The 18,848-nt window shown below is 72.9% G+C and carries 16 protein-coding genes; 12 read left to right on the forward strand and 4 right to left on the reverse strand.

What is annotated here, in order from left to right; translation table 11 throughout:
• Window positions 1-36 precede the first annotated feature (36 nt).
• From ACQP2F_RS02360 to ACQP2F_RS02385, 6 genes are all read left to right on the forward strand, one after another.
• Complete coding sequence (locus ACQP2F_RS02360; protein ID WP_433300180.1) at window positions 37-1,254, forward strand: MFS transporter; 1,218 nt, start codon at window positions 37-39, stop codon at window positions 1,252-1,254.
• A 191-nt stretch (window positions 1,255-1,445) separates the two neighbouring features.
• On the forward strand, window positions 1,446-3,038 hold the full coding sequence (locus ACQP2F_RS02365) for an alpha/beta hydrolase (RefSeq protein ID WP_433300182.1): 1,593 nt from the start codon (window positions 1,446-1,448) through the stop codon (window positions 3,036-3,038).
• Window positions 3,039-3,266: 228 nt separating this feature from the next.
• Complete coding sequence (locus tag ACQP2F_RS02370) at window positions 3,267-3,854, forward strand: TMEM165/GDT1 family protein (protein WP_433300184.1); 588 nt, start codon at window positions 3,267-3,269, stop codon at window positions 3,852-3,854.
• Window positions 3,855-3,864: 10 nt separating this feature from the next.
• Entirely contained in the window at window positions 3,865-4,821 is a 957-nt protein-coding gene (locus ACQP2F_RS02375) for a cyclase family protein (RefSeq protein WP_433300186.1), read from the forward strand.
• Between the two features lie 7 nt (window positions 4,822-4,828).
• Window positions 4,829-6,076, forward strand: a complete 1,248-nt coding sequence (locus tag ACQP2F_RS02380; protein WP_433300187.1) for a tetratricopeptide repeat protein — start codon at window positions 4,829-4,831, stop codon at window positions 6,074-6,076.
• Window positions 6,077-6,168: 92 nt separating this feature from the next.
• The gene (locus tag ACQP2F_RS02385) at window positions 6,169-6,882 is read left to right on the forward strand and encodes a tetratricopeptide repeat protein (protein ID WP_433300189.1); all 714 of its coding nucleotides are present in this window, start codon (window positions 6,169-6,171) and stop codon (window positions 6,880-6,882) included.
• A gap of 2 nt (window positions 6,883-6,884) precedes the next feature.
• Here the strand turns inward: ACQP2F_RS02385 and ACQP2F_RS02390 are convergent, their stop codons facing one another.
• Window positions 6,885-8,126: a TolB family protein gene (locus tag ACQP2F_RS02390; RefSeq protein WP_433300191.1), complete on the reverse strand. Its 1,242-nt coding sequence runs from the start codon at window positions 8,124-8,126 to the stop codon at window positions 6,885-6,887.
• Window positions 8,123-8,653 (reverse strand): SigE family RNA polymerase sigma factor, encoded by a 531-nt coding sequence (locus tag ACQP2F_RS02395; protein WP_433300193.1) that lies wholly within the window; start codon window positions 8,651-8,653, stop codon window positions 8,123-8,125. Before ACQP2F_RS02395 ends, ACQP2F_RS02390 begins: the two co-directional genes overlap by 4 nt.
• Window positions 8,654-8,957: 304 nt before the next feature.
• Between ACQP2F_RS02395 and ACQP2F_RS02400 the strand changes: the two genes are divergently transcribed.
• The 4 genes from ACQP2F_RS02400 to ACQP2F_RS02415 all read left to right on the forward strand — a co-directional run bounded on the left by ACQP2F_RS02400 (window position 8,958) and on the right by ACQP2F_RS02415 (window position 13,408).
• Window positions 8,958-10,244, forward strand: coding sequence for an NAD(P)/FAD-dependent oxidoreductase (locus ACQP2F_RS02400; RefSeq protein WP_433300194.1), 1,287 nt, complete (start codon window positions 8,958-8,960; stop codon window positions 10,242-10,244).
• A gap of 127 nt (window positions 10,245-10,371) precedes the next feature.
• The gene (locus ACQP2F_RS02405) at window positions 10,372-11,784 is read left to right on the forward strand and encodes an MFS transporter (protein ID WP_433300196.1); all 1,413 of its coding nucleotides are present in this window, start codon (window positions 10,372-10,374) and stop codon (window positions 11,782-11,784) included.
• Window positions 11,785-11,864: 80 nt separating this feature from the next.
• Window positions 11,865-12,581, forward strand: coding sequence for a LamG-like jellyroll fold domain-containing protein (locus ACQP2F_RS02410; RefSeq protein ID WP_433300197.1), 717 nt, complete (start codon window positions 11,865-11,867; stop codon window positions 12,579-12,581).
• A 17-nt stretch (window positions 12,582-12,598) separates the two neighbouring features.
• A complete protein-coding gene (locus ACQP2F_RS02415) occupies window positions 12,599-13,408 on the forward strand; it encodes a methyltransferase domain-containing protein (RefSeq protein ID WP_433300199.1) in 810 nt (269 codons plus the stop codon).
• 48 nt (window positions 13,409-13,456) lie between these two features.
• Here ACQP2F_RS02415 and ACQP2F_RS02420 read toward each other — a convergent pair whose 3' ends face one another.
• Window positions 13,457-14,671: a glycoside hydrolase family 18 protein gene (locus ACQP2F_RS02420; protein WP_433300201.1), complete on the reverse strand. Its 1,215-nt coding sequence runs from the start codon at window positions 14,669-14,671 to the stop codon at window positions 13,457-13,459.
• A 115-nt stretch (window positions 14,672-14,786) separates the two neighbouring features.
• On the opposite strand from ACQP2F_RS02420, the gene ACQP2F_RS02425 reads away from it, so the two are divergent.
• Window positions 14,787-16,877, forward strand: coding sequence for an alkaline phosphatase family protein (locus ACQP2F_RS02425; RefSeq protein ID WP_433300202.1), 2,091 nt, complete (start codon window positions 14,787-14,789; stop codon window positions 16,875-16,877).
• Between the two features lie 6 nt (window positions 16,878-16,883).
• Window positions 16,884-18,011 (forward strand): hypothetical protein, encoded by a 1,128-nt coding sequence (locus ACQP2F_RS02430; protein WP_433300204.1) that lies wholly within the window; start codon window positions 16,884-16,886, stop codon window positions 18,009-18,011.
• Here the strand turns inward: ACQP2F_RS02430 and ACQP2F_RS02435 are convergent.
• A complete protein-coding gene (locus tag ACQP2F_RS02435; RefSeq protein WP_433300206.1) occupies window positions 18,008-18,847 on the reverse strand; it encodes an SDR family NAD(P)-dependent oxidoreductase in 840 nt (279 codons plus the stop codon). The genes ACQP2F_RS02430 and ACQP2F_RS02435 overlap by 4 nt on opposite strands.
• Between the last annotated feature and the right edge of the window lies 1 nt (window position 18,848).

Genomic DNA, 18,848 nt, shown 5'->3' on the forward strand with positions numbered 1-18,848 from the left:
AGACCTGTCTGTTCATCCGTCGGGAGGAATCGCCTCATGACCACCGTTGCCGACACCCGGCCGGCTGTGCAAAGCCGAAGCCGCCGGCTGTCCCGCCCGGTCGCGTTCGCGGCGATCGCCGCCATCTTCGTGACCTTCGCGGCCGCCTCCGCCGCGCCGTCCCCGCTCTACGTCGTCTACCAGCACCTCTGGGGCTTCTCGGCGACCACGCTCACGGTGGTCTTCGCCGTCTACGTGCTGGGCCTGATCGGCGCGCTGCTGGTGCTCGGCGCCCTCTCCGACCACGTCGGCCGCCGGCCGGTGCTGGCCGCCGCCATCGCGCTCGAGGTGACCTCGTTCGCGCTCTTCCTGACCGCCGGCGACGTCACCGTGCTCCTGGTGGCCCGGCTGCTGCAGGGCATCGCGACCGGGGCCGCGCTCACCACGCTCGGCGCGGCGCTGGTCGACCTGAACCCGCCGCACGCGCCCGGCCGGGCCGGCCTGATCAACGGCATCGCCCCGGTCGCCGGGCTGGCCGTGGGCGCCCTCGGCTGCGGCGCCCTGGTCCAGTTCGCCCCCGAGCCCACCCACCTGGTCTGGGCCCTCCTGCTGGTCGCCATGCTGCTGGCCGCGTTCGTGGTGGCCCGCATCCCGGAGACCTCGGCCCGCCGCCCCGGCGCCGTCGCCTCGCTCGCCCCCAAGCTCGGCGTCCCGGCCCGGCTGCGCGCCGACGTGCTCGCGCTCGCCCCGATCATCATCGCCAGCTGGGCGATCGGCGGCCTCTACCTGTCGCTCGGCCCGTCGGTCGCGGCCGGTGTCTTCGGCCTCACCAACCACCTGGTCGGCGGCTTGGTGGTCACGCTGCTCTGTGGCACCGGCGCGATCACCTCGTACGCGATGCGGAAGCTGCCCACCCCGCGCGTCCTGGCCCTGGCCGGGGCGTTCCTGACGGCCGGCTCGGTGATCAGCGTGGCCGGCCTGGAGTGGGAGAGCGTCACGCTGGCCGCCGCGGGCACGGTCGTCTCCGGCATCGGCTTCGGCGCCTCGGCGCTGGCCTCGTTCGGCACGCTGGCCGTCCTGGCCGCCCCGCACGAGCGCGGCGAGCTGTTCGCGGTCGCGCTGGTCATCGCCTACACCGCGTTCAGCCTGCCGGCCGTGGTCGCCGGGTTCGCCGCCACGTCGTTCGGCCTGCACCCGACGGCCCTGGTCTACGGCCTGGTGGTGGCCGCCCTCGGTGCGGTCGCGCTCGGCGCCCAGCGCCTCCGCCGGTCGTAAGGGCCGCGGCGGCCGCGCTGACCGGAGGTGAGCAGAGCCGCTCTGCTTACGCCGGCGCGCGGCGCGGGCCGCCGGGTGATGCCGAACGCGGTAATCCGAACAGTCTTTCTTGTGTCACCCCGGCGTGGGCGGTCCCCGAAGTGGCCGTCCACGCCGCAGCATATGGGGCGAATCGGACACGAGAGGCGGACATGAGAAGACTTCTGGCGGCGGCGGTCACGGCCGCCCTCGCGGTGACCTGCGCCGCGGCGAATCCGGCCCAGGCCGACCAGGCGCGGCGCCGGAGCGGGGACCCGCAGCTCACCTGGGGCACGTGCAGCGACCCGTCGCTGGTCGCGCGCAAGGCCCAGTGCGGCTTCGTCACCGTGCCGATCGACTACAAGAACCCGGACGGGCCGACCCTGCAGCTGGCCATCTCCCGGATCAAGCACACCGTCCCGGACGACAAGTACCAGGGGATCATGCTGGTCAACCCGGGCGGGCCGGGTGCGAAGGGCCAGGGCCTCGCGGTGCTCGGCTCGCTGGTGCCCAAGGGCGCGGGTGACGCGTACGACTGGATCGGTTTTGACCCTCGGGGTGTCGGCGCCAGCAAGCCGCAACTGAGCTGTGACAGCGACTACGCGGGCTACCGGCGGCCGGACTACCTGCCGAGGACGGCCGCGATCGAGACGGCGTGGCTCAAGCGCGCCGAGGGTTACGCCAAGGACTGCGCCAAGGCCGGCGGCCCGCTGCTCGACCACCTCAAGACCCAGGACAGCGTGCGCGACATGGAGAGCATCCGGCTCGTGCTGGGCGCCACGCAGATCAACTTCTACGGCTTCTCGTACGGGACATATCTCGGCCAGGTCTACGCCACCACGTACCCGTCGCGGGTCCGCCGGATGGTCCTCGACGGCGTCGTGAACTCGTCCCGCGTCTGGTACGACTCGAACCTCGACCAGGACATCGCGTTCGACCGCAACATCAAGATCTACTTCAACTGGGTCGCGAAGTACGACCGGATCTACCACCTCGGCCGCACCGGCCGGGCCGTGGAGAAGCGCTACTACGCCGAGCGCGCGAAGCTGGCCGCCGAGCCGGCCGCCGGGGTGATCGGCCCGTCCGAGCTCACGGATGTCTTCCTGCAGGCCGGCTACTACGTCTTCGGCTGGGAGGAGATCGCGCAGGCGTTCAGCGCGTGGGTCCGCAAGCACGACCCGCAGCTGCTGAAGAAGCTCTACGACAAGAACAACCCGCAGGAGAAGGGCGCCGACAACGGGTACGCGATCTACCTGGGCGTGCAGTGCACCGACGCGCAGTGGCCGGTGAGCTGGACGAAGTGGCGCTCGGACAACTGGGCGGTGCACCGCCGGGCGCCGTTTGAGACCTGGGCCAACGCCTGGTACAACGCGCCGTGCCGGAACTGGGCTGGCAAGCCGGGGATCCCGACGACCGTCTCGGGCGAGACCGTGGCGCCGATCCTGCTGATGAGCGAGACGCTGGACGCGGCCACCCCGTTCGACGGCGCCCTCGAGGCCCGCAAGCGGTTCCCGCGCTCGGCGCTGATCGAGGGCGTCAACGGCACCACGCACGCCGGCTCGCTCTTCGGCGACGAGTGTGTCGACGACACGATCGCCGCCTACCTGGCCACCGGAAAGCTGCCGAAGCGGCTGAAGGGTGAGCGCTCGGACAAGCGCTGCCCGGCGATCCCGAAGCCGAACCCGGCCAACGGCGGCGGCGACGCGACCGCCAAGCGAGCCGCCGACCTGCGGGTCCAGGTGGAAAAGCTGCTCACGAGCCGGTGACTCCGGACACGTCCGGCCGGATGCCCGGATGAGGCGGGTATGATCGATCCTGCGAAGGGGAGTAGCTCCCAATGTCGCGGTCGACATACTGACGTCGCATGAGGGGCGTCCGGCCGCGCGGCCTCCGCGAGGGGGCGAGCGAGACCTTCGACTTGGCTGTCTTGAAACGACGGCCGGGTCGAGGTCGCCCGGCGCACCTCCTCCCGGCCTGATAACCGGGAGTTTTTTGTGAACGGAATTCTGGCGGCCTTCGCGCTCAGCTTCGCGGTCATCTTCGTGGCCGAGCTCGGCGACAAGTCGCAGCTGATGGCGCTGACCTTCGCGACCCGCTTCCGGCCGGTGCCGGTGCTGATCGGCATCACCGTGGCCACCGCCGTCGTGCACGCGGTCTCGGTCGGCATCGGCTACGGGCTCGGCGCCACCCTGCCGACCGGCTGGATCTCGCTGATCGCCGGCATCGCGTTCCTCGTCTTCGGCGCCTGGACGCTGCGCGGCGACGAGCTGACCGAGGACGAGAAGAACAAGGCCGACCGGACGACCGGATCGGCCATCCTCGCCGTCGGCGGCGCGTTCTTCCTGGCCGAGCTGGGCGACAAGACGATGCTCGCGACGATCACGCTGGCCACCCAGCACGGCTGGTTCGGCACCTGGCTCGGTTCGACGCTCGGCATGGTCGCCGCCGACGCGCTGGCCATCCTGGTCGGCCGCCTGCTCGGCCGGCACCTGCCGGAGAAGGTCATCAAGTACGGCGCCGCTGCGCTCTTCGCTATCTTCGGCATCTGGCTGATCGTGGAAGCCATCATCGAACTGCGATAGGGGACCAGCCGTGCTGCAGTACCGGGCGGAGCTCGACGCCGCCGTCACCCTCGTCGGCGGCGGCAGCGTGCGGGCCGGCGGCCTGTGCGTGGACGTGCCGCACGCCGACGTCACCCACGCCGAGATCGCCATGCTGCTGGTGGCGTCGCTCGGCCTGCGCGACGTCGAGCGGGTCGATCTCGACTCGGTTCGCGTCTTCGCCGAGCCGGCCGTGACCGTCGGGGTCCGGTCGGCGGTCCGCACCCGGTACGTCGAGCTCAGTCACGTGATCGCGGACGGGCTCACCACGTACCCCGGCCTCCCCGCCCCGGTGATCAGCCCGCACCTGACCTGGTCCGACTCGCGCTCGCGCTACGCGCCGGGCACCGAGTTCAGCATGGAGCGGATCGAGATGGTCGGTCCGACCGGCACGTACCTCGACAGCCCGCGCCACCGCTATCCCGACGGCGCCGACCTGGCCGGCCTGCCGCTCGAACGGCTCGCGGACCTGCCGGCCGTGGTCGTGCGCATCGTCGGCACCGGCCGGCGGACGGTCGAGGCCGACGACCTCGAGCCGCTCAACCTGGCCGGGCACGCGGTGCTGCTGCACACCGGCGGCGACCGGCATTTCGGCACCCCGCAGTACGCGGTGGACGCGCCCTACCTCGCTCCGGACGCCGCCCGCCTGCTGGTCGAGCGCGGGGCGGCGCTGGTCGGCATCGACTCGGTCAACGTCGACGACACGTCGGCGGCGAGCGGCGGCGAGCGGCCGGCGCACACCGCGCTGCTGGCCGCCGGCATCCCGATCGTCGAGCACCTCACCGGGCTGGCCGAGCTGCCGCCGACCGGCGCCCGGTTCACCGCCGCGCCCCCGCGGATCAGCGGCGTCGGCACGTTCCCGGTCCGCGCGTTCGCCGTGATGCCGTACTTCGAACCGCACGACCACACCCGGTCGGCCGGCTGGCTGCCCACCCAGTCGCAGCCGTGAGGTCCCGATGACCGACGCCGGCACGACCGTCGCGATGGCGGCGGCGCAGTTCCAGCGCGGTGACGCCGGGGCCGCGGCCGAGCTGCTCGGCCCGGTGCTGGTCGCCGAGCCGGACAACGTGCGCGCCCTGGTGCTGATGACGCACGCGCAGCTGGCGCTCAAGAAGCCCGACCTGGCGTACCAGGCCGCCCACCACGCGGTGCTGGTCGCGCCCGAGTCGGCCGAGGCGCTGGGCGCGCTGAGCCGGGCCTACACCGGGCTCGACCGGCACGACGAGGCGATCGAGGTGGCCCGCCGGGCCGCGCGGCTGGAGCCGGAGAACGCCTATCGGCACAACCGGCTGGCCTGGGCGCTGCTCGGCGACGGCCGGCGCGGGGTCGAGGCCGAGCACGCGGCACGCCAGGCGGTGCAGCTCGATCCGAACGAGGCCGACTTCCGCATCACGTACGCGATGGTGATGAAGCAGCTCGACTACCCCGACCGGGCCCGGCAGGCGCTGCGGGACGCGCTCGCCCTGGAGCCGGACAACGCGGTCGCCCAGCACGAGCTCGCCACCCTCGACGTCGTGCACCGCAACCCGTTCGCGCTGGGCCGGCTCGCCCGGGGCGCGAGCGGCCTGGCCGGCGCGCTGCGGGCCGATCCGCGCCAGCAGGCCAGCCGGTTCATGCTCGACGTGGCCCTGCGCCGGTTCCTGGTCTACACCGCGGTGCTGCTGGCCATCCTCGCCTACGTCGGCTGGCGGATGACCGCGTTCTCGGTCGGCGGCGCGCGGGTGCTGGCCGGTGTGGCGGCCCTGGTGCCGGTGGCGTTCGCCGCCTACTTCGTGGCCCGGCTCGACCGCACCCTGCGGGCGTACCTGGTCACCGTGCTGACCCAGGGCCGGCAGCGGATCGCCGCGATCGGGGCCGGCGTCTGCCTCGCCCTGCTGCTGGCCGCCACCGTCGCCCCGGCCGGCTGGCTGCCGTGGCTGCTCGGCGTGGCCGCGGTCGGCGGATTCGCGGTCCGGCTGCTCACCGTCTCGGCCACCAACGCGCACGTGCGCGCGGCCGGGATCGGCACGCCCGCCGACCGGGTGACCATCGCGCTGTGGTGGGCGGTCATCGTCTTCATGCTCGCGGCGATCGTGCTCGAGGTAACCGCCACCAACGCCCGCTGGTGGATGTCGATCGCCGCGCTGGTGCTGGTGGCGGCCGCCGTCGGCTGCCTCGTCGTGATCGTGCGCCGCCGCCGCGCCCGCCGTGGCGCGCCCCGCTGAGCCGGCGCGCCGATGGCGACAACACCGGCGAAATCACGGCCGGGAATGGCGAATTGCGCCCTCAAATCCGGTAAAGCACCGACAATATCCTCGTGCCTCCCGACTCCGCCCAGCCCGCATCGGGGCCGCAGTCGGCCGCCGGGCGGCGCGTCGAACCCGGAGCCGGAGCCGGCACCGAGGCGCAAACCGGGACCGAGCTCGGCATCGCCCGGGCGGTCGCGCTCTTCGAGCGGATGGACCCCGCGCAGGCGGTCGCCGCGCTCGAGCCGGTGCTCGCCGCCGATCCCTCCTCGGTCGAGGGCTGGAACCTGATGGCCCGGCTGCGGCTGGCACTGGACGAGAACGCGGTCGCGCTCGACGCCGCGACCAAGGCCGTCGCCCTGGACCCGGAGAACGCGCGGGCGCTGGCCACGGCGAGCCGCGCGCTGAGCCAGATGGGCCGGCACGACGAGGCGGTCACCATGGCCTACCGCGCGGTGGTGGTCGAGCCGGTCAACCCGCAGTGGCACGACCGGGTGGCGTGGGCGCTGCTCGCGGCCGACCGCGGCTTCGCCGACGCCGAGCAGGCCGCGCGCACGGCGATCGGGCTGGACCCGAACGAGCCGCACTACTACTTCACCCACGGGGTCGCGCTGGAGTCGCTCGGCCACCTCGACCAGGCCCGGCAGGCGCTGCTCACGTCGCTGCGGATGAACCCGGAGAACTCGGTGGCCCAGCATCGGCTGGCGGTGCTCAACGGCGAGGCCACCCGCGATCCGGAGCCCAAGAAGCGGGGGTTCAAGCTGTTCGGCCGGAAGAAGGGCTAGCTCTAGCGGGTGTAGGCGAGCAGGTTCAGATCTCGTACGGCGGCCGGCTCGACCGCCTGGACCAGGAGCTTGCCGGACGGGGTGAACAGCGACAGCCGCGTCTCGTCGTCGTGCCGGGTGCGCACCAGCAGGTTGCCGTCCGGGGCGAAGATCACGCCGACCACGCTCCCGGTCACCGGCAGCGGCAGCACGTCGCCGGTGACCGTGTCGACCACCGCGTCGCCGATCTCCGGCCCGTCGCCGCCGCCGAGCTGCCCGGTGGTCTGCAGCTGCACGGTGACGTGGTCGCCGGTCGCATCGACGCTCGTCGGCTTGCAGGCCGCCAGCCCGTCCGGATTGTCCATCGGGCGCAGGTCGCCGATGACCGGGACCGTCGTGTCCGTGCCGCCGGCCGCAACCTTCAGGCCGCAGTACGTGGTCGCGTAGACCAGCTTCGTGCCGTCGCCCGACCAGCGGAAGTGTCGCCCGTCCGCGAGGCCGGCGGCGAGCGGGGTGAGCGTGCGGGAGCCGACCTGCAGGACGGCCGGGGTACTGGCGTTGACCAACAGCCGGTCGCCGTCGGGAGACCAGGCGGGGGCCTGGGCGGCGGTGCTCACCCCGGTGGCGACCGGCTCGGCCTGCTCGTCGCCGGCCTGTCCCGCGTGGGGGGGTGCCTGGCCGCCTCGGGTCTTGGCGGTCTGGGCGATCAGCAGTGTGCCGCCCACCGCGTACGCGATGCTCCGGCCGTCGGGCGAGATGCCGACCGCGGACGGCGCCTTGGGCAGCACGGTCTCGATGCCGCCGTCGGACGGTGACAGCCGCACGATGTCGGGCTCCGGCGTCGTCTGCTGGTAGAAGAGGTGGCCGGGCAGGTCGGCGAGCGCGCGCGACTCGGGCTTGGGGGTGGTCCGGGCGGCCGGCGGCTGGTTCTTGCGGCGCTTCTCCGGCTTGGCTGGGGCGCTGCTGTGGTGGTGGGTCGGCGTCGGCGCGCGGTGGGTGACCGAGGGCAGCGGAACCGGCTCGGGGTCGATCATGTGGGCCGGCGAGGAGCGCAGCGCGAATGGCGGCGCCTCGTGCGCGTCATCGTCCGGCATGCGCCACAGGCCGCTGGCGAGCAGCCCGATCGCGAGCAGGGCGGCGACCGTGCCGACCGTGGCCTCCCGGCGGGCGATGTGGCGCGAGCGGCGGACGGCCCGGTCGTAGAGGTCGACCGGCTCGACCACGTCGGCCAGTCCGTGCAGCGAGTCGCGCAGGGGATCGGTCATCGCTGCTGCTCCGAAGTGAGAACCCGTAGGTCGGGCACGAGCGTGCGAAGCCGGTCGAGGGCCCGGGCGGTCTGCGTCTTGATGGTGCTGACCGAGACGCCGAGCAGCTGGGCGGCCTCGGCCTCGGTGTGGTCCTCGAAGTAGCGCAGCACGATGACGGCACGCTGCTTGGCGGTGAGCGCCAGCAGCGCCCGGCGCAGGGCGACCCGCTGGACGGTGGCCTCGGCCACGTCTTCGGTCGACCCAGCGTCGCCGGCGTCGCCGGACTCGATCTCGCCCGGCAGGACCTCGGCGACCTTCGGACGCCGCCAGAGGGAAACCTGGGCGTGATACATGACCTTGCGGGCGTACGCCTCGGCGTGCTCCGGCCTCTCCAGGCGGAGCCAGGCCCGGTGCGTACGCGCGAGTGCCTCCTGCACCAGGTCTTCCGCCAAGTGTTGATCTCCGGTCAAAAGGTACGCCGAGCGCAACAATGCGTGCGTCCGCGTGCGGACGAAATGCGCATAGTCGGCCTCTCGGGCGTCCAATCCCAGGTGTCCGATCGAGGGGTGGCGGGAAACGTGAGCGTACCCACGCGGTTCAACCACCGCGATGGCACTCACGTCTCCCCCCTCCCGCCATGATCGCCCCAGCAATCCGTGGGCCGCCGTTCGATGCCTCCCCGTGTGGGCACCGCCCGGCACATACTCAGACGCCAATATGTCGCCCGGCGGGCGACGGCCGTTCGGTCGATTTCGAGGATCGGCCGAACGGTCATGAGTTCGGCGTCATACGCGGCGGCCCCGTCATTCGCTAGCGTCGGGTTCACGCGTGCAGGAACGGAGGACCGGCATGGCACGTCCCCGGATCGTGATCGTCGGCGCGGGCTTCGCGGGCTTCACCGCCGCCCGGCACCTCGCCAAGCTGTCCCGCGGCGGCGCCGAGATCGTCATCATCAACCCGACCGACTACTTCCTCTACCTGCCGCTGCTGCCCGAGGTGGCGACCGGGCTGCTCGAGCCCCGGCGGGTCACCGTCTCGATCAACGCGGCGCTGCCCGGCGTGCGGTTGATCCTCGGCGAGGTGGACGGCTTCGATCTCGACGGCCGGACGGTGAGCTACACCGACCCCGAGGGCGGCGCCGGGCGGATCGGCTATCACCGGCTGGTCATCGCGGCCGGCAGCGTCAACAAACTGCTGCCGGTGCCCGGCCTGACCGAGCACGCGCACGGCTTCCGCGGCGTGGACGAGGCCCTTTACCTGCGCGATCACATCACCCGGCAGATCGAGATGGCGGCCGGCGCGAGCAGCGACGCCGAGTGCACGGCGCGGTGCACGTTCGTCGTGGTCGGCGCCGGCTACACCGGCACCGAGGTCGCGGCGCAGGGCGTGCTCTACACGAAGGACCTGGCCAAGCCATGGTCGGGTCTGCACGGCCGGCCGCGCTGGCTGCTGGTGGAGACGGCCGACCGGGTGTTGCCGTCGCTCGACCACCGGCTCGCCGACGCCGCCGACGAGGTGCTGCGACGGCGCGGCGTGGAGGTCCTCACCGGGACCAGCGTGCAGGAGGCGACCGCCGACGGCGTGCGACTGTCCACCGGGGAGTTCGTCCCGACCCGGTCGCTGATCTGGTGCGTCGGAGTGCGGCCCGACCCGCTGGTCGAGCATCTGGGGCTCGAGACCCGGGAAGGCCGGCTGGTCGTCGACGAGTTCCTCACCGTTCCCGGCTATCCCGATGTCTACGCGATCGGCGACGCCGCCGCGGTGCCGGACCTGACCATGCCCGGCCGGCTCACCGGAATGACCGCGCAGCACGCCGTCCGGCACGGTGTGACCGCGGCGCGGAACATCGCCGCCTCCTACGGCCGCGGGCGGCGGCGTCCGTACAAGCACCACGATCTCGGCTTCGTCGTCGATCTCGGTGGCCTCGACTCGGCCGCCAACCCGCTGCGCGTGCCGATCAAGGGCTTGCCGGCCAAGGTGGTCACCCGCGGTTATCACCTTTTGTCGATGCCCGGGAACCGGGTGCGGGTGGCCAGTGACTGGCTGCTCGACTCGATCCTCGGCCGGCAGGGCGTCCAGCTCGGACTCATTCGCGGCGAGGCCGTTCCGCTGGACAGCGAGAAACCGGAGACGTAGGTCACGTAAATGGTGGGAGCAGCGTCTCACTTCGCAGCTCAAACGGCCTTTTTCGAATGCGAAACCGTCGGGTGAGCCGCACCCGCAACGCTGGGTAGCGCTCGGCGTCATTGCCATCGCTCAGCTCATGGTCGTCCTCGACGCGACCATCGTGAACATCGCACTGCCCAGCGCGCAGAAGGCGCTGGACATCTCCGACGCCGACCGGCAGTGGGTCATCACCGCCTACACGCTGGCCTTCGGCGGTCTGCTGCTGCTCGGCGGCCGGATCTCCGACTACTGGGGCCGCAAGCGGGCGTTCATGGTCGGCGCGGTCGGTTTCGCGGCCGCCTCGGCGCTCGGCGGCCTGGCCACCAGCGGCGCCATGCTGTTCGCGGCGCGGGCACTGCAGGGTGCGTTCGGCGCGCTGCTCGCCCCGGCCTCGCTCGCCCTGCTCACGGTGCTGTTCACTGAGGCCCGGGAGCGGGCCAAGGCGTTCGCCGTCTACGGCGCGATCGCGGGGGGCGGCTCGGCGGTCGGCCTGCTGCTGGGCGGCGTGCTCACCGAGTACGCGAACTGGCGCTGGTGCCTGCTGGTCAACATCCCGGTCGCGCTGGTCGCGCTCGCCCTGGCCATCCCGCTGGTGCCGGAGAGTCGGGCGCACGGCGACACCACGTACGACATCCCGGGCGCCGTCGTGGTCACGCTCGGTCTCGCCTCGCTGGTCTACGGCTTCACCGAGGCCGCGAAGCCGGACGAGGGCTGGAGCTCGCCGGTCACGCTCGGGTTCATCGCCGCCGGCGTGGTGCTGATCGCGATCTTCGTGTGGCTGCAGCGCCGGGCCCGCAACCCGCTGCTGCCGCTGCGGATCGTGGCCGACCGCAACCGCGGTGGCGCCTACATCACCTCGGCCCTGGTCGGCGCCGGCCTGTTCGGCGCGTTCCTGTTCCTGACCCTCTACCAGCAGAACGTGCTGGGCTACACGCCGCTCAAGGCCGGCTTCGCCTCGCTGCCGGTGACCGTCGGCGTGCTGATCTCGGCCACCGTGGCCAGCAACCTGCTCCCGCGGATCGGCGCCAAGCCGCTGATGATCGTCGGGCCGATCCTGGCCGCGGCCGGCATGATCTGGTTGCGCTTCATCGACCTCGACACGTCGTTCTGGGCGCACCTGATGCCGGCCCAGGTCCTGCTCGGCCTCGGGCTCGGCTTCACCTTCGTGCCGCTCTCGAGCCTGGCCCTGGTCGGGGTGCCCGAGCACGACGAGGGCGCGGCGAGCGCGGCGCTGAACGCCACCCAGCAGGTCGGCGGCTCGCTCGGCACGGCGCTGCTGAACACGATCGCGACGAGCGCCATCACCGCGTACGTCACCAGCCACCTGCCGTCGGCGAAGTCGCCGGCCGAGGGGCAGCAGATCGGGCTGCTCGCCCAGATCGACGGCTACTCGGCCGCGTTCACCTGGGCGGCCGCGATGATCCTGCTGGCCGCCGTGGTCTCCGCGGTGTTCATCAAGGTGCGGAAGTCGGATCTGCCGGTCGAGGGCGCCGGCGCACACCTGGGTTAAGCCGTTCAGCCAGGCATGATCGGCCGGTTTGCGGGCCGGATGTCCTGACGGACATAAGTGTCACAAGTGATAATTCAGGCATGCGATCCAGGTGGTTCGGCGTGCTCCTCGCGGTCGTCGCCGTGCCCGGCCCGGCGGCGGCCGCGACCGCCGTGCCGGACCCGGGCGTGGTCACCGCGCGCTATACGTTCAACGGGCGGTCCGGCGCGATCCTCGACGAGTCCGGGCACGGGCACACGCTGTCGGTGATCTCCGGCCACGGCGGGGTGGTCCGCTCGGTGGTGCACGGCCAGGGTACGGCGCTGGCCTTCCCGGCTCGTTGCGCCGCCCGGGTCTGCCCGCACGTGGCGCTGCAGACGCCGAGCTCGGCCGATCTGAACCCGGGGACGCGCGACATCGCGTACGGCGCCGATGTCCTGATCCTTCCCGGGCAGACCAGCAAGGGCCAGAACGTCGTGCAGAAGGGCTACTCGACCACCAGCAGCCAGTGGAAGCTGCAGGTCGACGGCGTCGCCGGGCGGCCCAGCTGCGTGCTGGTCGACGACAAGAAGCCGGCCATCCGGATGGTGACCAGCGCGGTGAGCGTGGCCGACGGGCGCTGGCACGCCATCGCCTGCCACCGGGCCGGCACCGCGCTCGAGGTGCTGGTCGACGGCGTCCGGCGGGGCGTGGCCACGATCCCGGCCAAGCTCTCGGTCACCAACGGCCGCCCGCTGAGCATCGGCGGCAAGGGCGCCTACGCCGACAACGACCAGTTCAACGGCGCGCTCGACAACGTCTGGGTCGAGATCGGTTAGAGGTTCATCATGGAGTGGTGACTTCCTCTCCCGGTCGCGGGTACCTGCTGGACAACGCGCGCGCCGAGGCGGGCGAGCGGTTCGCCTGGCTGGCCGAGCTGTTCGACGGTGTGACGCGCGGGCATCTCGATCGGCTCGGGGTCGAGGCCGGCTGGCGCTGCTGGGAGGTCGGCGCCGGTGGCCCCGGCATCCCGGAGGCGCTCGCGGCGACGGTCGGCCCGAGCGGGCACGTCCTTGCCACCGACATCGACACGTCGTGGCTAAGTCGGGACGCCGGTTACGAGGTGCGCCGGCATGACGTTGCCGCCGATCCGCCGCCGGAGCCGGGCACGTTCGATCTGGTGCACGCCCGGCTCGTGCTGGTGCATGTGCCCGACCGCGAGCGGGCGCTGGCGACGATGGTGGCGGCGCTGCGTCCCGGTGGCCGGCTGCTGATCGAGGACGCCGACACCGCTCTGCAGCCACTGGCCTGCCTGGACGACAGCGGTCCCGCGCAGCGGCGGGCCAACCGGCTGCGCGAGGCGTTCCGGGAGCTGCTGACCCGCCGAGGTGCGGACCTGCGCTACGGCCGGACGCTGCCGCGGGCCCTGCGGGCGGCCGGGCTGGTCGATGTCGCCGCGGCCGGCTCGTTCCCGGTCGGCGGGCCGGCCTGCGACCGGCTGGAGGCGGCGACCATCCGGCACGTGCGCGGCGAGTTGCTGGCGGCCGGCCTGGCCGACGATGCCGAGATCGACGCGCACCTGGCCGCCGTCGAGGCCGGCGAGCTCGACCTGACCCTCGCGCCGCTGATCTCGGCCTGGGGACGCCGCCCGGCCGCCGGTCGGTGAGGCTCAGGGCAGTGCGGCTCAGGGCTGTGCGGCTCAGGGCAGTGCGGCTCAGGGCTGCGCGGCGAGACCGGACGCCACGGCGTTGAGCAGATCCGAGTGCGGGGTGTCGCCGGACAGCTCCCAGGCGAAGGCGCCGCCCAGGGACTTCTTCCGGGCGTACGCCATCTTGGTCTTGATGGTCTGCGGGGTGTCGTAGGACCACCACTGGGAGCCGCAGCGGGCGTAGGCCGTCCCGCCGACGGTGCCGGTCGGCGGGCAGCGCGTGGCCAGGATCTCGTAGTCCTCCAGGCCCTTCTCGTAGCGCCCGTCGGCCGGGCCGGTCGCGCCGGCGCCCGGTGGGTCGGCCGTGACGCCGGTCCAGCCGCGGCCGTAGAAGGGGATGCCGAGCAGGATCTTCGCCGGAGGTATGCCGGCGCCGAGCAGCTCGTCGATGGTCGCGGTGGCGTTCGCCGACTGGCGCGGGATCCCGGCGTACGCGTTGAGCGCCGCGTGCGGCTCGACGCGATGCCGGTCGGACTCGTCGTCGCCGCCACCGTCCGCGCCGGTGCCGAAGTAGTCATAGGTCATCGCGCCCAGCCAGTCGGCCGAGCGGGCTGCCGCCCGATAGTCGGTCTTGCCGAGCTTGCCCGGGTCGGCCGGGACTGCGGCCGTGATCAGCGCCCGCGGGCCGAACGCCGAGCGCAGCGCGCCGAGCACCCGATCGAGCCCGGACGGGCCGCTGGAGTCGCAGGTCAGCCCGCACGCGTTCGGGTACTCCCAGTCGATGTCCACGCCGTCGAAGACGCCGGCCCACCGCGCGTCGCCGACCAGGGACTTGCACGACGCGGCGAACGCCTGCGGGTCGCGGGCCGCGGCGGTGAAGCCGCCGGAGCCGTTCCACCCGCCGAACGACCAGATCACCCGGAGGCCGGGGTGCCGGGCCTTGAGCTTGCGCAGCTGGCCGAAGTTGCCTTTGAGCGGGCTGGTGGGCTGGTCGGCGACCCCGTCCACACTGTCCGCGGCCGGCATCGTCTTCTGGTAGTCGGCCCAGGTGTCGGCGGCGGCGCACCGGCCCCCGTCGACCTTGCCGAACGCGTACACCAGGTGGGTGAGCCGGCCGGCCGCCCCGCTCGTGTCGAGATCCTTCACCTGGAAGTCGCGGCCGTAGACGCCCCAGTCGGTGAAGTAGCCGACGGTCTTCAAGGCGGTCCTCGCGACCGGCGGCGACGGCGCCGAACACGCGAACAAGACGAGCGGCAGCAGAAGTACCAGCAGACGGCGCACCGGGCCGAAGCTATCCGGCGTGCGGGGCGAAACGGCTTGTCTTTCCCTCGATCGGGTACGGGTGATTCCCGGCACCATCGGCACCCGCCACCGACCCCTGTGCGATCGTTTTCCCGTGGCCGTAAGCCCGCTCGAACCCCCGCCGCCGCCCGTCCGGGACGTGCGCGCGGAGCTTCGCGCCCTGTTCAGCCCGCGGCGGATCGTCAACCGGCTGCGCGCCGTGCTGCGCAGCGCGGTGGTCACGTTCGTGGTGCTGACCGCCACGCTCTGGTTGATGCCGGGGGTCGCCAGCGCCGACATCGTGGACACCCTCGGTCTCGTGCTGGTGGTCGCCGCCGTCGGCGCCGTGCTGCGGCCGCTGTTGCTGGTCGGCATCGTGGCGCTGGGCGGCTGGGGCGCGATGCTGCTCGGCGTGGTCGCCCAGATCGCGGTCATCGTCATCGCGCTCGAGCTCGACCCGGCCGAGCGGATCAGCGGCCTCCCGTCGCTGGTCATCGCCGCGATCCTGGCCGTCGTCTTCGCCGCCATCATCGACTGGATGCTCGACAGCGGCACCGACGACACCTTCGTCAAGGAGGCCAAGCGGCTCATGCGCGGGGTGCGCCGGCGGCAGGCGCGCCAGGCCGGCGGGCCGTTGCTGACGCTGCGCCGGCCGCGCCCGGGCACCGAGCCGGGGCTGCTGATGGTGCAGCTGGACGGCCTCTCCGAGCCGGTGCTGCGGTGGGCGGTGCGGGCCGGGAACCTGCCGACGCTGGGCCACTGGCTGCGCTCGGGCAGCCACACCATGCGCGGCTGGCACACCGGGCTGCCGTCGACCACCCCGGCCTCGCAGGCCGGCATCCTGCACGGCGCGACCCGGCAGATTCCGGGCTTCCGGTGGTACGAGAAGGACACCGGCAAGCTGATGGTCTCGAACCGGCCGCGGGACGCCGCGATCATCGAGCCCCGGCTCAGCGACGGTCGCGGCCTGCTGCGCGACGGCGGCGTGAGCATCGGCAACGCGTTCAGCGGCGATGCCTCGGTCAGCCTGCTCACGGTGAGCCACGCGGCGCTGCCGGGGCGGTCGGCCCGCGGCTGGGCGGCGTTCATGGCCTCACCGTACGGCTTCACCCGGGCACTCGTGCTCGGCGTCGGCGAGGTCTTCACCGAGCTGCACCAGGCCCGCCTCCAGCGCCGCCGCAACCTGCTGCCCCGGGTCAGCCGCTCCGGCGCGTTCCTGGCCCTGCGACCGGCCTCGATGCTGCTGCGCGACGTGAACGTCTCGCTGATCGCCGAGCAGATGGCCCGCGGCGCCCCGGCCATCTACTGCGACCTGGTCGACTACGACGAGGTGGCGCACCACGCCGGCCCGGCCCGGCCGGAGTCGATGCGGCAGCTGGAGAGCCTGGACCGGATGCTCGGCGTGCTCGAGCGGCTCGCGCCCGAGGCGGCCCGGCGCTACCACATCGTGGTGCTCTCCGATCACGGGCAGAGCCAGGGCGCGACCTTCCGGCAGCGCTACGGCGAGACCCTCGACGAGCTGGTGGGCCGGCTGACCGCCGAGCGCGCCCAGGAGCCGCCGCCGGACGCGGACCCGCCACCGGGGGAGGAGCCGCCGCTGCTGGTCGTCTCCTCGGGCAACCTCTCGCTGCTGTACCTGACCCGCTTCGACCACCGGCTTAGCCGGACCGAGATCGACCGGGCGCACCCGCGGCTGATCCCGGGACTGGCCGCACACCCGGGGGTCGGGCTGGTCGTGGTGCGGGACGAGGACGGCCCGGTCGCGATCGGCACATCCGGCATCCACCGGCTGCGCGACGACACCGTCGAGGGGGTCGACCCGCTCATCCCGTACGGCCCGCACGCCCGGGCCGACCTGCTGCGTCACCAGGAGTCGCAGCACGTCGGCGACCTGGTGCTGGTCAGCTGCGTGGACCCGGTCACCGAGGAGGTGGCCGCGTTCGAGGAGCTGGTCGGCTCGCACGGCGGGCTCGGCGGCTGGCAGACCGAGGCGGTGCTGGTGCACCCGGCACGCTGGCCGATCGCCCGGCCCGAGCTGGACGGCGCCGACGCGGTGCACCTCCAGCTGGTCGAGTGGCTCAACATGCTCGGCCTGCGCACCCAGTCCCGGGCCGCCGACGTCGAGGCGGCGCTGGAGGCGCAGGCCACGGCGGAGCAGGAAGCGGAGGCCGAAGCGCCGAGACTTTCCCGCGTCCACGACGGTTAGAGATTTGTGCCCAAATTCGTGATCGCCGGCCTCGTCGCGCTGGCCACCCTTCTCTTCGGCCTGCCGGCACGGGCGACGGCCGGCGGGGATCGAGCGATGAGCGCCGCTCCCACCTTCAACGGCGGGGTGTACGCGATCGCGCACAGTGGGCCGGTCGTCTACGTCGGCGGCGCCTTCACCGCCGCGACCTACGGCGGCCGGAGCTATCCGCGCTCCCGGCTCGCGGCCTTCGACGCGCGCACCGGGGCCCTGCTGAGCTGGGCGCCGCCGGCCGACGGCACGGTACGGGCGCTGGCCGCCACCGCCGACAGCATCTACGCCGCCGGCGACTTCCACGCGGTCGGCGGGCACGACCGGGACTCGCTGGCCCGGCTCAGCCCGGTCGCGAGCACCGTGCTGCCGTTCCACCACACGCTGACCGGCACCGCGTACGCGCTGGTGATCGGGAACGGGCGGCTCTACCTGGGCGGCAGCTTCAGCGACGTGGACGGCAAGCGGCGGGCCAACCTGGCCGCCTTCTCGCTGTCGACCGGCCGGCTCGACCCCGAATGGCGGCCGGCCACCGACGACGCCGTGCACGCGCTGGTCGCGCACGGCAACCGGATCTACCTCGGCGGCGCGTTCCACTTCGTCGACGACGAGCGCGGCACGCTGCGGCTGGCCGCGGTGCACGGGGTGACCGGCGCGGTCGATCTGGGCTTCCGCGCCAAGGTGCCGGCCGAGGTGCGGGCGATCGCGCTGGACCCGGCGGGGATCTACGTGGCCACCGCCGGGGTCGGCGGGCGGGCCATCGCGTACGGGCCGACCGGCGTCCTGCGCTGGCAGCAGGTCTTCGACGGGGATGCCGCCGCGATCGCGGTGGCCGGCGGCGTGACCTATGTCGGCGGTCATTTCGACAGTGCCTGCCGGACCAGCCGCAACGGCGCGCACGGGTCCTGCGCCGAGGGTTCCGAGCCGCGGCTGAAGCTGGCCGCGGTGACCGCGACCGGCGCGCTCGCGGCGTGGGCGCCGAAGGGCAACGGCGTGATCGGCGTACGGGTGCTGAGCGTCAACAGGGCGACCGGCACCCTGGAGGCCGGAGGCGACTTCACCACCATCGACGGCCTCGACCGCCGCCGCCTGGCCGTCTTCTAGGTTTTGATGCGACGGCGCTCGGCCAAGCGCTGACTGATCGTCCACCAGTGGTTCGGCGTCAGCCGCACCAGCCAGTCCGCCGCCCGGGCCTCCTTGGTGATCACCAGCCGCGGCTTGCGCGACTGGATGGCCGCCACGATCTGCCGGGCCGCCTCGGCCGGCGGCATGGTCAGCGCCGCCTCGGCGAACTGCCGGGCCTGCTCGGCCTGCTCGCCGTCGGGGTCGGCGCCGCTGATCCGGGCGTTCGCCGCGATGTTGGTCTTGATGCCGCCCGGATGCACGACGGTCACCCCGACGCCGCGCGGGCCGATCTCGTGCCGCAGCGCCTCGGTGAACCCGCGCACGCCGAACTTGCTGGTCACGTAGGCGACCTGGCCGGGCGGGCCGATCAGTCCGAACAGGCTGGAGATGTTGACCAGGTGCGAGCCCGGCTTGGCCAGCAGCTGCGGCAGGAACGCCTTGGTCATCCGGATCACGGCGTGCAGGTTGATCTCGAGCAGCCAGTCGACGTCGGCGATCCGGTTCTGCTCGAAGGTGCCGGTCAGCGTGACGCCGGCATTGTTGATCAGAAGATCCACCCCACCGTGCCGGGAGGCGATCTCGGCGGCCAGGTCCAGCCGGTCGCCGCCATCGCTGAGATCGATGACGTACGGGGTGACGGACCCGGCGCCGACCTCGCGGGCCATCCCGGCGACGCGCTCCAGGCCCTCGGCGTCCTTGTCGACCAGCGCCAGCACCGCCCGCCGCTGGGCCAGGTCGAGGGCGAGGGCGGCGCCGATCCCGCTGGCCGCGCCGGTGATCAGGCACGTGCGCCCGGCGAAGGCGAATCGCTGCATG

This window comes from Actinoplanes sp. CA-030573 (genome assembly GCF_050951115.1).
Lineage (GTDB): Bacteria > Actinomycetota > Actinomycetes > Mycobacteriales > Micromonosporaceae > Actinoplanes.

Excerpts from the sequence above, each read along its gene's own strand:
- ACQP2F_RS02435 (WP_433300206.1), bottom strand. The coding sequence starts at position 18,847 with ATGCAGCGATTCGCCTTCGCCGGGCGCACGTGCCTGATCACCGGCGCG.
- ACQP2F_RS02365 (WP_433300182.1), top strand. The coding sequence starts at position 1,446 with ATGAGAAGACTTCTGGCGGCGGCGGTCACGGCCGCCCTCGCGGTGACC.
- ACQP2F_RS02360 (WP_433300180.1), top strand. The coding sequence starts at position 37 with ATGACCACCGTTGCCGACACCCGGCCGGCTGTGCAAAGCCGAAGCCGC.
- ACQP2F_RS02390 (WP_433300191.1), bottom strand. The coding sequence starts at position 8,126 with ATGACCGATCCCCTGCGCGACTCGCTGCACGGACTGGCCGACGTGGTC.
- ACQP2F_RS02410 (WP_433300197.1), top strand. The coding sequence starts at position 11,865 with ATGCGATCCAGGTGGTTCGGCGTGCTCCTCGCGGTCGTCGCCGTGCCC.
- ACQP2F_RS02380 (WP_433300187.1), top strand. The coding sequence starts at position 4,829 with ATGACCGACGCCGGCACGACCGTCGCGATGGCGGCGGCGCAGTTCCAG.
- ACQP2F_RS02405 (WP_433300196.1), top strand. The coding sequence starts at position 10,372 with ATGGTCGTCCTCGACGCGACCATCGTGAACATCGCACTGCCCAGCGCG.
- ACQP2F_RS02400 (WP_433300194.1), top strand. The coding sequence starts at position 8,958 with ATGGCACGTCCCCGGATCGTGATCGTCGGCGCGGGCTTCGCGGGCTTC.